Raw genomic sequence first — 11837 nt, forward strand, 5'->3', positions numbered from 1 at the left:
GTCAGGACTGCGTAAGAAAAAGAAAGAGCAACCTATGACGGTACATTTCATCGGCGCCGGCCCGGGGGCTGCAGACCTGATCACGGTGCGCGGTCGCGACCTGATCGGGCGCTGCCCGGTCTGCCTCTATGCCGGCTCGATCGTCTCGCCGGAACTGCTGCAATATTGCCCGCCCGGTGCTCGCATCGTCGACACCGCGCCGATGTCGCTCGACGAGATCGAGGCCGAGTATCTCAGAGCCGAAGCTGATGGTCTGGATGTGGCGCGTCTGCATTCCGGCGACCTCTCGGTCTGGAGCGCGGTGGCCGAGCAGATCCGCCGGCTGGAAAAGCGCGGCATCGGCTATACGATGACGCCGGGCGTTCCTTCTTTTGCGGCGGCCGCCGCAGCGCTTGGGCGTGAACTGACCATTCCGTCGGTGGCCCAGAGCCTGGTTCTGACCCGCGTTTCCGGCCGCGCTTCACCGATGCCGAACAGCGAAACGCTTGCCGCCTTCGGCGCTACGGGATCGACGCTGGCGATCCACCTTGCGATCCATGCGCTCGGGCAGGTCGTCGAGGAACTGACGCCGCTCTATGGCGCCGACTGCCCGGTCGCCATCGTCGTCAAGGCCTCCTGGCCGGACGAACGGGTGGTGCGCGGCACGCTCGGCAATATCGCCGCCAAGGTGGCGGAAGAGCCGATCGAGCGCACGGCGCTGATCTTCGTCGGTCCGGGGCTCGAAGCCTCCGATTTCCGCGAAAGCTCGCTTTATGATCCCGCCTATCAGCGGCGCTTCAGAGGGCGCGGCGAATAGGCCGCGCTCCCATGGCATGCAGCCCCAGGTCCAGGAACGGCTTGAAACCTATTCCCCCGGTTCTTCGCGGGGCGGTCGCTGCTTGAGCGGGACACCGCGCTTTTCCTCGACGCGGTCGCGGTAGAGCGCCGCCTGGCCGAGCAGCATCAGCGTCACCGGCGTGGTGACGACGACGAAGACGATGATCAAGATCTCGTGGAACACCCAGCGGCTCTGCAGCACGGCAAAGCAGATGATGGAGGCGGTGCAGAGCATCAGCACGCCGCCGCTGGTCGCGAGCGTCGGCGCGTGCAGGCGCTCGTAAAAGCTCGTGAACCGGAGTAGGCCGACGGAGCCGATCAGCGCCACCGCGGCACCGAGAACGGTCAGCCCGCAGACGAGCACGGCGGCCCAGACGGGAAGATCGGTGAGGTGGCTCATTCGATGATCTCCCCGCGCATCAGGAACTTGCCGAAGGCGATCGACGAGACGAAGCCGATCAAAGCCACGATCAGTGCAGACTCGAAATAGAGCGAGTTGGCCGTGCGGATGCCGAAGGTCAAAAGCATCAGCATGGCGTTGATGTAGAGCGTGTCGAGGCCGAGGATGCGGTCCTGGGCGCGCGGTCCTCGCACCATGCGATAGAAGGCAAAGGCCATCGCCAGGCCGAGCATGATCTGGGCAACCAGGATCGACCAGATGATTGAAAGTTCCATCATCCGAATATCTCCTTCAGGGCGGTCTCGTAGCGCTTGACCGTATCGAGCCAGATGTCCTCGTTTTCCATGTCGAGCACGTGGAAGAGCAGCGATTTGCGGCCGCGATCGTATTCGAGCCAGGCTGTTCCCGGCGTCGCGGTCATGACACAGGCAAGCAGCGCCAGGGCGTTTTCGTCTTCCAGATCGAGATCGATGGTCAGGAAGCCCGAGTTCGGCGGGCGGCGCTGGCCACGCAGGATGACAGCGATGACCGCGATGTTCGAGCGGATCACGTCGAGGGCGACGGCAAAGCCGAAGCGCACGATCAACAGGATCCTACGCGGGTGCGATCGCATGAGGCCGAGCTTCAGCGTCACCCAGCCGAGACCGGTTGCCAGTATCGTCCCCATGAGGAAGGTGCCGGGCGCGACCGACTGATTGAGCAGGAGCCAGATGACGAGCAGCCCGACGGAGAGAAGCGGATAGGGGAGCCAGGTGCGCATCGCCTACTGCCCTCCCGCCCGGGGCGCCGTGAGCACCCGTTCCGTGTAACCCGCGGGATCGAACAGCGAATCCGCCGTTGCCTGCATGTAGCGCATGGCCGGCCCGGCCTGCACGCTCAAGAAGATGCAAGCCGCGAGCAGCACGACGACGGGGGTGATCTCGATGACGACGACGCGCGGCACGGTGTTTTCGATCGACGCCCAGAAGGTACGGATGCCGACGCGGTTCATTGCGATCATCGCGGCGAGACCGGAAAGGATCAACAGCGTGACATAGGTCCAGTCGGCGGCGGAGATCGCCGGCGCGGCTTCCGCTCCCGAAAGGCCGAAGAGACCACCCAGGATGGCGAACTTGGCGACGAAGCCGGAGAGCGGCGGCAGGCCCGCAAGCAGGAGGGCGCAAAGGCAGAAGCAGAGGCCGAGGATCGCCATCGTGCCGGGAATCGCGGCTCCGACTTCTTCTTCCTCTTCGTCCTCGTCGGCGTCGCCATAGGCTTCCATCGTCACCGCCAGAACGTCGGCGCCGGCGTCACGGCCGCGCTCGACCAGTTCGATCAGCAGGAAGAAGGCGGCGATCGTCAGTGTCGAGCTGACGAGATAGAAGAGCGCCCCGGCGATCATGCTCGGATGGCCGAGGCCGATGGCGGCGAGCAGCGTGCCGGAGGAGACCAGCACCGAATAGGCGGCGAGGCGCCCCATGGCCTGCGATGCGAGCACGCCGATGGCGCCGAAGGCGATCGTCAGCAGGCCGCCGGCAAGCAGGACCGGCTGGCCGAAGCCGGCAGACGCGCCGGCGCTCGCACCGAAGACCAGCAGCGAAAGCCTGAGAATGACATAGATGCCGACCTTGGTGAGGATCGCAAAGACGGCGGCGACCGGCGGCGTCGCGGCCGAATAGGCCGTCGGCAGCCAGAAGCTCAAGGGCCACATGCCGGCCTTCACCAGGAAGGCGACGCCGAGCACACCGGCGCCGACCTCGACCATCTGGCGATCCTCCGGCGAGAGCGTTGCCAGCTTCATCGAGAGATCGGCCATGTTGAGCGTGCCGGTCACGCCGTAGATCAGGCTGACGCCGATCAGGAAGAGCGAGGACGCGGCGAGGTTGATCGCGACATAGTGCAGGCCTGCCTTGACGCGCAGCGGGCCGGAGCCGTGCAGCAGCAGCCCGTAGGACGCCGCCAGCATGATCTCGAAGAAGACGAAGAGGTTGAAGAGGTCGCCGGTCAGGAACGAGCCGTTGAGGCCGGCGATCAGCAACTGGAACAGCGAATGGAAGTGATGGCCGGCGGTGTGCCAGCGCGCGATCGAATAGGCCTGGGCGGCCAGCGCCAGTCCGCTCGTCAGGCACAGCATCAGCGCCGACAGACGGTCGAGAACGAGCACGATGCCGAAGGGGGCGGGCCAGTTGCCGAGCTGATAGACGCCGTTGCCCGCGGGCGCTCCGTCCATCGAGGCGATCCGCATCAGCACGATCGAGAGGATGAAGAGCGCGAGCGTCGAGACGAAGCTCATCACGCCCTTGAGCGAGCGGTTGCGCTCGTCGATCGGGATCATTGCGGCGCCGACCATCAGCGGCAGCAGGATCGGCAGGATCAGCAGGTGGTGCATCCAGTTAGTCATGGCGCTGCTCCCTGCCGTCGACATGGTCGGTGCCGGTGAAGCCGCGCGAGGCGAGCAGCACGACGAGGAAGAGTGCCGTCATGGCAAAGCCGATGACGATGGCCGTCAGGACGAGGGCCTGCGGCACCGGATCGGTGAAACGGCTGAGATCGCCGACACCACCGGGTTCCAGCACCGGCGGCGCGTTCACCCGAAGGCGCCCCATGCCGAAGATGAAGAGGTTGACGGCGTAGGAGAGCAGCGAGAGGCCGATGATCACCTGATAGGTGCGCGGACGCAGCAGCAGGTAAACGCCGGAAGCTGTAAGGACGCCGATTGCGGCAGACAGAATGATCTCCATCAGCGTGCCTCCTTTCGCATGGCGCGTGCATGGGCACGCGGCGCGCGGATCGACTGGTGGGCAAGCGCGATCAGGATCAGCACGGTTGCGCCGAGCACCAGCGAGAACACGCCGAGATCGAAGAACAGGGCGCTCGCCAGCGGGAACTTGCCGATGATCGGCAGCGTCACGTATTGCGCATGGGACGTCAGGAACGGATAGCCGAAGAACCAGGAACCGATGCCGGTTGCGGCCGCCACCAGAAGGCCGATGCTCATCCAGCGCAGCGGATGGATGCGCAGCCGTTCCTCGACCCAGCGGGTTCCGCCGGACATGTATTGCAGGATGAAGCCGATCGACATGGCGATGCCGGCGGCAAAGCCGCCGCCCGGCAGGTCATGGCCACGCAGGAAGAGGTAGGCTGCCAGCATGCCGATGACCGGGAACATCCAGCGCATGATCACCGACGGGACGAACAGGTATTCGGCGACGCTGTCACCCTTGTTGCGGTCTGGATGATCGTCGTCGAAGGCGTTCTGGACGCGCTGCTGTTCCGGCGCCTCCAGGCTGTCGGCCTGCGGGCGGAAGCGCAGCAACAGGGCGAAGACGGTGAGCGCGACGATCGCCAACACCGCGATCTCGCCGAGCGTGTCGAAGCCGCGGAAGTCGACGAGGATGACGTTGACGACATTGGTGCCGCCGCCTTCCTTGTAGGCGCGCTCGAGGAAGTAGCTTGCGATCGTGTCGGGCATGGGCCGGGTCATCATCGTATAGGCGATCAGCGCCACACCGCAGCCGGCGACGACCGCCAGCAGGAAGTCACGCAGGCGCCGGAAGCGGACCTTCAGCGACAACAGTTCGGTTTCCTCGGTGTCCTCGATGCGCTTCGGCAGCCACCGCAAGCCGAGCAGGATCAGCACGGTGGTGACGATCTCGACGAGCAGCTGGGTTACCGCCAGATCCGGCGCGGAAAGCCAGACGAACGTCAGGCAGGTGGTGAGCCCGGCGCCGCCGAGCAGCACGAGTGCTGCCAGCCGGTGGAATTTTGCCAGGATCGCCGCACCGATGGCGCAGGCGATGCCGATCGCCCAGAGCAGGGCGAAGGCCGGATCGATGCTGCGCACGAGAAGCGGCGGAAGCTCGAAATGATTGAGAAGCAGTGGCAGCGCGCCGGCGACGATCGCGATGAAGACGAGGAAGCGCATCTGCGGCTGCAGCCGCCGCGTGCCGAGGCGTTGCTCGAGAAAGCGCGCCCATTTCCAGGAGAGCGTTACCAGCACGCGCTCGAAGATGCGCTGGCCATGCAGCAGGCGGAAGACCGGCGGCCCTTCGACGCTGGTGGCGAGATAGTTGCGCATCAGGAAATAGAGGCCGACACCGCCGGCAAGCGCGACGAAGCTCATGATCAGCGGTAGGTTCCAGCCGTGCCAGACCGACAGGCTGTAATAGGGCGTGTTGGCACCGAGAATGGAGACGACCGCCGTGTGCAGGAATGGGCCGATGGTGATCGCCGGGATAATGCCGACGACGAGGCAGGCAAGCACCAGGAACTCGATCGGCACGCGCATCCAGCGCGGCGGCTCGTGAGGCACCTTCGGCAGGTCCTCCGGCGTCTTGCCGAAGAAGACGCTGTGGATGAAGCGCAGCGAATAGGTGACCGCGAACATGCCGGCGAGCGTCGCGACATAGGGCGTCATCGTGTCGAGAATATTGGCCTGGTGCGTTTCGATCGCTTCGGCGAAGAACATTTCCTTGGAGATGAAGCCGTTCAAGAGCGGCACGCCGGCCATGGCCGCGCTCGCGACCATGGCGAGCACCGCCGTTCCAGGCATGTACCTGATCAGCCCTCCGAGCTTGCGCATGTCGCGCGTTCCGGTCTCGTGGTCGATGATGCCGGCCGCCATGAACAGCGACGCCTTGAAGGTCGCGTGGTTGACGATGTGGAAGACTGCGGCGACGGCGGCCAGCGGGCTGCCGAGGCTCAGGAGCACGGTGATCAGGCCGAGATGGCTGATGGTGGAATAGGCGAGCAGGCCTTTGAGGTCCTGCTGGAAGATGGCGAAATAGGCGCCGAGCAGCAGCGTCGAAAGACCGGCAAGGCCGACGATCCAGAACCAGGCTTCGGTGCCGGCCATGACCGGCCAGAGGCGCGCCAGCAGGAAGACGCCGGCCTTCACCATTGTTGCCGAGTGCAGGTAGGCCGAGACCGGCGTCGGCGCCGACATGGCGTGCGGCAGCCAGAAATGGAACGGGAACTGCGCGCTCTTCGTCAGCGCGCCGAGCAGCACCAGGATCAAGACCGGCATGTAGAGCGGCGAGTTGCGGATGAGGTCGCCGGAGGCGAGCACGACGTCGAGATCGTAGCTGCCGACGATGCGGCCCATCAGAAGCAGGCCGACGAGCATGCAGAGGCCGCCGGTGCCGGTCACCGTCAGCGCCATGCGTGCGCCGTCACGGGCGTGCGCATTGTGGTGCCAGTAGCCGATCAATAGGAAGGAGACGATGCTCGTCAGTTCCCAGAAGACGGCGAGCAGGATGAGATTGCCTGAAAGCACGACGCCGAGCATCGAGCCCATGAAGGCGAGGAACAGCGACAGGAAGCGCGGCACCGGGTCTTCCGCCGCCATGTAGTAGCGGGCGTAAAGCACCACAAGCACGCCGATCGCGGTCACCAGAACCGTGAAGAGCCAGGCGAATCCGTCCATCCGGAGCGTGAAGTTGAGGCCGAGTTCCGGAAGCCAGGCGATGTCGTAGCGCAGGACGCCGCCGGAGGTGACGAAGGGATAGAGACCGGCGGCGACGAGCAAACACAGGAGCGCGATCGCTCCTGCAAACCAGGCTGTCGCACCGCGCTGATCGGGCGGAAAGAAGATTGCAAGGAGGCTTCCCGCAAATGGGGCGAGAATGAAGACAGAAAGCAATTTTCCCGCGTATTCGATCGTACCGTTCCCTTCGTTCGGGTTCATGGAGAGCGGGCACCCGAGCGCCGTGCTTTCCGAAAGAATGCACAGGAAACGCACCAGAATTTTGATTCTAGAGCATCTTTTCCGCTTTCAGTGGTTCCACTTGAAGCGGGACACTCTAGAGGCCCGAAAGGGCGGTCGCATCAGCGACTGCCGCAGGTGATGCCGCCATTCCCATGAAGCGGAGGCAGGCAATTGTTTTTATGGCGATTCGCGGCAGGGCTGCCAAGCCTCAGGCCTGCGAAAAATGCACGCACCCGCGTTTTTAACAGGCGCCGAAGCCTATCTCAGGCTGCCAGCCACCGGCGCTCGAAGGCGAAGGTCGCAAGGTCGTTGGCGCTCATGGGCCGCGCGAAGGCATAACCTTGCAGCCCGTGGCAGCCGAGTTCCTTCAGGATGGCAGCGTGTTCGATGGTCTCGACGCCTTCGGCGATTACCTCGATGCCGAGCGAGGTGCCGATATCGATGATGGACTCGACCAGGCGTTTTTCGGCCGGCGACTTCAGGATCGGCAAGACGAGCTGGCGGTCGATCTTCAAGCGCCGCGGCGTCAGCTTCAAGAGGCTGACGATGGATGCATAGCCGGTGCCGAAATCGTCGATCTCGATGTCGATGCCGAGCCCCTTGATCCGACGGATGTTCGACAGAACCGTCATGTCGCTCTCGTCGAAGGAGATCGATTCCAACAGTTCGAACGACAGGCGGCCCGCCGGGATCTGCAACTGCTCCAGGCGCTCGATCAGATTTTCGTCGTGAAGCCGCGCATAGGAGAGATTGACCGAGACCTTGGGGATATGAATGCCGCTCGCTTCCCAGCGGTAGATCTGGAACAGCGCCTGCTCCAGGATCGCCTGGTCGATCGAGGCCACGACGTTGATGTCTTCGGCCGTCTTCAGGAACGTGTGCGGACCAAGCAGGCCCTTGGTCGGATGATCCCAGCGCGCCAGCGCCTCGACACCGATAATGTCCAGCGAGCGCGGACAGAACTGCGGCTGGAAATGCGCGATGAACTCGTTGTGCTCGAGCCCGCGCAGGATCTCGTCGGCGGTCTGCTTGGTCTTGAAGACGGCCGTCTTCAGTTCGCCGGTAAAGATCTCGTGCCGGTTGCGGCCGCGGCGCTTGGCTTCATAGAGCGCAATGTCGGCATTGACGAGCACGTGCGACAGCTCTTCGTTCGCCTGGTTCTGGGCGGCGATGCCGATGCTGACGCCGATGCGGCACTCCTGGTCCTTGTAGCGGACGGGCACGCTCATTGCCTCGATGATGCGCGACGCCAGCCGGGCGTCCGGCTCCATGCCGCCATCCTGGCGGACGAGGACGAATTCGTCGCCGCCGATGCGGGCGACGAAGTCCTTTTCGTCGGCATTGCCGCGCAGCAGTTCGGCGGCATGCCTGAGGATCTCGTCGCCGGCCGCGTGGCCGAGCGTATCGTTGATCTGCTTGAACCGGTCGAGATCCATGTGGAAGATGCTGAGCTTCGCCTCGCGCGCGAAATGCCGGTCGCGCTCAGCCAGGACCTGGTCGAGGAACCGGCGGTTCGGCAGGCCGGTCAGCGGATCGTGCAGCGCGTTGAACTCCATACGGTGGCGCGCCGCTTCGAGCTCGACGCTGTGCGCCTCGGCCGTGCGCTTGGCTTCGAAAAGCGTTTCGCGGGTCTCGAAGTCGGCGGTCACGTCCCAGTTGACCCCGACGATCTTCCGGTGGCCGTCGGCGCCGATATAGAAGGAACCGTTGGCCCGGATGTGGCGCGTGCCGCCGTCGGGCAGGCGGATGCGGAAGTCGGAATTGTAGGCGAGCCCGGATTCCAGCGCCTCGGCAAATTCCCGTTCGGCGCGCTCGAGATCGTCCGGGTGCAGCGTGTCCTTCCAGTCGTCGTAGGCCTGCCGCAACGATGCCGTCCGCCCATAGAGCTCCTTGGTCCGATCGTCCCAGAGGAGCTTCCTGCTGGCGACGTCGAGTTCCCAGATACCGATCTGGGAGGAGTCGAGCGCGATCTTCAGCCGATGGGAGAGCTCCTGGAGTTGCGCCTTGCTGTGCCTGAGGGCACGAATGTTGCCTTGCCGCTCGCTCAGGAGGCGCCCGGTCAACACCATCGGCAGGATGATCATCAGGCCGCCGATGACGATGAGGCCGCGAATGAGCCAGGCATTGCCAGCCGTCGTCGGCCAGCCGCCTTTTGGAACGGCGGCGATATGCCAGGAGCCACCGGGCAGAAACACGGTCATTTCGACCGGTGCATCGCGGAAAATGTTTGCGTCGCCGTAAAAGACCGGACCCTGCGCGCCCGTGCCGTCTCGACCGGCAATGGCGACGTCGATGCCGAGTTCATCGGAAGAAAGGCCGCTGTCGCGATAGAGCCGGTCCACGTCGATGATGGCCGAGACGATGCCCCAGAAGCGGTTGCTGCCGCCGCCCGCATCGATCGACACGGGGAAGCGGCCGATCAGGCCCTTGCCGCCCTGGACGAGATCGACAGGCCCGGCAAGTACCATCTGGCCGGTGTCCTTTACACGCATGACGGCGGCGCGCTGCGCCTCGTTCTTGCGATAGTCGAGGCCGAGTGCGCGGCGATTTTGTTCGAGCGGATAGACGAGCGAGACGATCAGATTGGGCGCAGCGGCGATGCTGCGCAATTGCGAGCGCTCGGTGAAGACACTGCGCGCCAGAGCGGCGAAACGCGGCTGGTCCATCGCCGGCTCGGTGACCAGGGTGCCGATCAGCCCGCGAACGAGCTGGACGTTGCCATTGACGTTGGCCTCGAGCTTGGAGCGGATGGGGTTGAGTTCCTCGGCGACGCGTGCGCGCTGGCGCGCCTCGTCGACCACCTGGTTCTGGTTGTCCGCAAGGATGCCGGCGACCAGAACCACGAAGGCGGCGATGATCGCCGGAAGATAGCTCGGCGTCAAAACCCTGGAGAGCCTCTTCATTCCGAGGTTGAAAGCATGTCTGGCAGGCACGAAACACCCCGGCGGCACGCGAATGGCTATGTCTTGAGCCGGATAATCCCAAAAGGGTCTTAATAAACCTTGTTTTAGGTTCCGCTTTTATTCCTTCGTGTCTCAGTCACCTTTGCGCTCGGGCAGCTTCTTGTGCTTGGTTTCTGCAAGCTCTTCGAGTTCACCTTCGCTCATAGATTTTTCCATCTCGCGCGACGCGCCCTTGAGGCTGGATTTCTTGACGTCGCCGCGCTTGGCGGCAAGGGCAGCGCCGGCTGCACGCTGCTGGGCTTTCGATTTGGCTGGCATGGCACATTGCCTTTCGGTTGGGCCTTTCGGTTGGTTGCCCGGTCCCAACGCGCAGCCGTCGTCAGTGTTCCCTCAATCTTTGCAGGCGCTCCTATGTGCTCTCTCGCGCCTCGATCATCGCCTGCAGCGTCTCCAGCCGGTCGGCGTCACGCGGCAGCTTGTCCTGTCTCAGGCGCGCGATGCGCGGGAAGCGCATGGCGACGCCCGACTTGTGGCGGCTCGAGCGGTTGATACCCTCGAAGGCGACCTCGACGACGAAACCGAAATCGGGTTCCGCCCTCACGGCCCGCACCGGGCCGAAGCGTTCGGTCGTGTTGTCCCGGACGAAGCGGTCGAGGATTTCGAGTTCCGCATCGGTGAAGCCGAAATAGGCCTTGCCGACGGGCACCAGCGTTTCCTTGCCCTCGATGTCGGTCCAGACGCCGAAGGTGTAGTCGGAGTAATAGCTCGAGCGCTTGCCGTGGCCGCGCTGGGCATACATCAGCACCGCGTCGATATTGAAGGGCGCGCGCTTCCACTTGAACCACGGGCCTTTGGCGCGGCCCGGCGTATAGGGCGAATCCAGCCGTTTCAGCATGATGCCTTCGATGACGCGATCCGGCGGATCGGCGCGCAGCCGGTCGAGTTCTTCCCAGGACGAGAAGGGCACCAGCGGCGAGAGGTCGAAATGCTGCGGCGAGGCGCGCTCGACGAGACCGGCGAGCATTGCTCTCCTTGCGGCGAAGTCCAGCGGGCGAACGTCCTCTTCGCCTGAGAAGAGAATGTCATAGGCGCGAACGAAAGCGGGATAGGTTTCGATGAGCTTGTGGCTGACCGTCTTGCGGTTCAGCCGTTGCTGCAGGTCGGCGAAGGTTCGCGTTGCACGATTGGTGCGCGCGGTGCCGCCGACCAGCAGTTCGCCGTCGATCACTCCGGTAAAGTCGGCGGCTTCCAGCACATCGGGAAAGGCGCCGGAAATCTCGTCGCCGCTGCGGGAATAGAGCCGGCGCACACCGCCGATGTTGGCAAGCTGAACGCGGATGCCGTCCCACTTCCATTCGGCGGCAAAATCCTTTGGTTCGAGCCCGTCGAGATCGCCGTCGCCGACGGGGTTGGCGAGCATGACCGGGTGGAAGACGGCCGGCGTCGAAAGAGCGGGCTTCTCCGCCTCTCCCGAAAGCCAGCGGAAGAGCGGCAGGTAGGGCGGCGACAGGCCGTGCCAGAGGGTCTCGATCTCGGCGACGTCCTGGCCGCCCATGTCGGCGAGCGCCTGCTTGGCGAGCTTGGCTGAAACGCCGATGCGAAGGCCTCCCGTCACCAGCTTGAGGAAGGCGAAGCGCGCCGAGGTGTCCAATCGGTCGAGCATGTCGCGAACGACGCCGCGCACATCGGCGCGTCCGGTCCTTTGCAGGCGCTCGATGGCCTCGCCAAGCGGAATGTCCGCCTCCACGGTGCCGGCAGGCGGCTCCCAGACGAGCGAAACCGTTTCGGCAAGGTCGCCGACATAATCGTAGGAATACTGGAAAAGCACCGCGTCCATGCGTTCGAGCAGGAGGTCGCGGATCATCGCCGGTTTGACGGCGTTGAGCGACAGCGTGCCGGCGATTGCGGCAAGCGCATAGCCGCGATCGGGGTCCGGCGCGGTGCGGAAGTAATCGACAAGCAGGCGGATCTTGGCGTTGCGCTGCGGGCTGAGGACGAGGCGGTCGAGCAGTTCGGCGAAAGCGCGCATCCG

The 11837-nt window shown here is 64.4% G+C and carries 10 protein-coding genes; 1 reads left to right on the forward strand and 9 read right to left on the reverse strand.

Going from position 1 to position 11837, the window contains the following annotated elements:
* Positions 1 to 34 precede the first annotated feature (34 nt).
* Positions 35 to 796: a precorrin-4 C(11)-methyltransferase gene (cobM, locus tag JVX98_RS24500; RefSeq protein WP_205237680.1), complete on the forward strand. Its 762-nt coding sequence runs from the start codon at positions 35 to 37 to the stop codon at positions 794 to 796.
* 48 nt (positions 797 to 844) lie between these two features.
* Here the strand turns inward: cobM and mnhG are convergent, their stop codons facing one another.
* From mnhG to JVX98_RS24545, 9 genes are all read right to left on the reverse strand, one after another.
* On the reverse strand, positions 845 to 1216 hold the full coding sequence (gene mnhG / locus JVX98_RS24505) for a monovalent cation/H(+) antiporter subunit G (protein ID WP_205237681.1): 372 nt from the start codon (positions 1214 to 1216) through the stop codon (positions 845 to 847).
* Positions 1213 to 1494 carry a K+/H+ antiporter subunit F gene (locus tag JVX98_RS24510; protein WP_192450832.1) on the reverse strand — a complete coding sequence of 94 codons (282 nt, stop codon included), beginning with the start codon at positions 1492 to 1494 and terminating at the stop codon, positions 1213 to 1215. The genes mnhG and JVX98_RS24510 overlap by 4 nt, the downstream gene beginning before the upstream one ends.
* Positions 1491 to 1976 carry a Na+/H+ antiporter subunit E gene (locus tag JVX98_RS24515; RefSeq protein ID WP_192450831.1) on the reverse strand — a complete coding sequence of 162 codons (486 nt, stop codon included), beginning with the start codon at positions 1974 to 1976 and terminating at the stop codon, positions 1491 to 1493. Before JVX98_RS24515 ends, JVX98_RS24510 begins: the two co-directional genes overlap by 4 nt.
* 3 nt (positions 1977 to 1979) lie before the next feature.
* The gene (locus JVX98_RS24520) at positions 1980 to 3596 is read right to left on the reverse strand and encodes a monovalent cation/H+ antiporter subunit D (RefSeq protein ID WP_205237683.1); all 1617 of its coding nucleotides are present in this window, start codon (positions 3594 to 3596) and stop codon (positions 1980 to 1982) included.
* The gene (locus JVX98_RS24525) at positions 3589 to 3936 is read right to left on the reverse strand and encodes a Na+/H+ antiporter subunit C (protein ID WP_034787081.1); all 348 of its coding nucleotides are present in this window, start codon (positions 3934 to 3936) and stop codon (positions 3589 to 3591) included. The genes JVX98_RS24520 and JVX98_RS24525 overlap by 8 nt, the downstream gene beginning before the upstream one ends.
* On the reverse strand, positions 3936 to 6881 hold the full coding sequence (locus tag JVX98_RS24530) for a monovalent cation/H+ antiporter subunit A (RefSeq protein ID WP_205237685.1): 2946 nt from the start codon (positions 6879 to 6881) through the stop codon (positions 3936 to 3938). Before JVX98_RS24530 ends, JVX98_RS24525 begins: the two co-directional genes overlap by 1 nt.
* A 284-nt stretch (positions 6882 to 7165) precedes the next feature.
* Positions 7166 to 9805: an EAL domain-containing protein gene (locus tag JVX98_RS24535; protein WP_205239518.1), complete on the reverse strand. Its 2640-nt coding sequence runs from the start codon at positions 9803 to 9805 to the stop codon at positions 7166 to 7168.
* Positions 9806 to 9937: 132 nt separating this feature from the next.
* Positions 9938 to 10123 (reverse strand): DUF3008 family protein, encoded by a 186-nt coding sequence (locus JVX98_RS24540; protein ID WP_043618506.1) that lies wholly within the window; start codon positions 10121 to 10123, stop codon positions 9938 to 9940.
* A 91-nt stretch (positions 10124 to 10214) separates the two neighbouring features.
* The gene (locus JVX98_RS24545) at positions 10215 to 11834 is read right to left on the reverse strand and encodes a cisplatin damage response ATP-dependent DNA ligase (protein ID WP_205237687.1); all 1620 of its coding nucleotides are present in this window, start codon (positions 11832 to 11834) and stop codon (positions 10215 to 10217) included.
* Positions 11835 to 11837 lie beyond the last annotated feature (3 nt).

It is taken from the genome of Ensifer sp. PDNC004, from assembly GCF_016919405.1.
Classification (GTDB): domain Bacteria; phylum Pseudomonadota; class Alphaproteobacteria; order Rhizobiales; family Rhizobiaceae; genus Ensifer.

Excerpts from the sequence above, each read along its gene's own strand:
- cobM (WP_205237680.1), top strand. The coding sequence starts at position 35 with ATGACGGTACATTTCATCGGCGCCGGCCCGGGGGCTGCAGACCTGATC.
- mnhG (WP_205237681.1), bottom strand. The coding sequence starts at position 1,216 with ATGAGCCACCTCACCGATCTTCCCGTCTGGGCCGCCGTGCTCGTCTGC.
- JVX98_RS24510 (WP_192450832.1), bottom strand. The coding sequence starts at position 1,494 with ATGATGGAACTTTCAATCATCTGGTCGATCCTGGTTGCCCAGATCATG.
- JVX98_RS24515 (WP_192450831.1), bottom strand. The coding sequence starts at position 1,976 with ATGCGCACCTGGCTCCCCTATCCGCTTCTCTCCGTCGGGCTGCTCGTC.
- JVX98_RS24520 (WP_205237683.1), bottom strand. The coding sequence starts at position 3,596 with ATGACTAACTGGATGCACCACCTGCTGATCCTGCCGATCCTGCTGCCG.
- JVX98_RS24525 (WP_034787081.1), bottom strand. The coding sequence starts at position 3,936 with ATGGAGATCATTCTGTCTGCCGCAATCGGCGTCCTTACAGCTTCCGGC.
- JVX98_RS24530 (WP_205237685.1), bottom strand. The coding sequence starts at position 6,881 with ATGAACCCGAACGAAGGGAACGGTACGATCGAATACGCGGGAAAATTG.
- JVX98_RS24535 (WP_205239518.1), bottom strand. The coding sequence starts at position 9,805 with ATGAAGAGGCTCTCCAGGGTTTTGACGCCGAGCTATCTTCCGGCGATC.
- JVX98_RS24540 (WP_043618506.1), bottom strand. The coding sequence starts at position 10,123 with ATGCCAGCCAAATCGAAAGCCCAGCAGCGTGCAGCCGGCGCTGCCCTT.
- JVX98_RS24545 (WP_205237687.1), bottom strand. The coding sequence starts at position 11,834 with ATGCGCGCTTTCGCCGAACTGCTCGACCGCCTCGTCCTCAGCCCGCAG.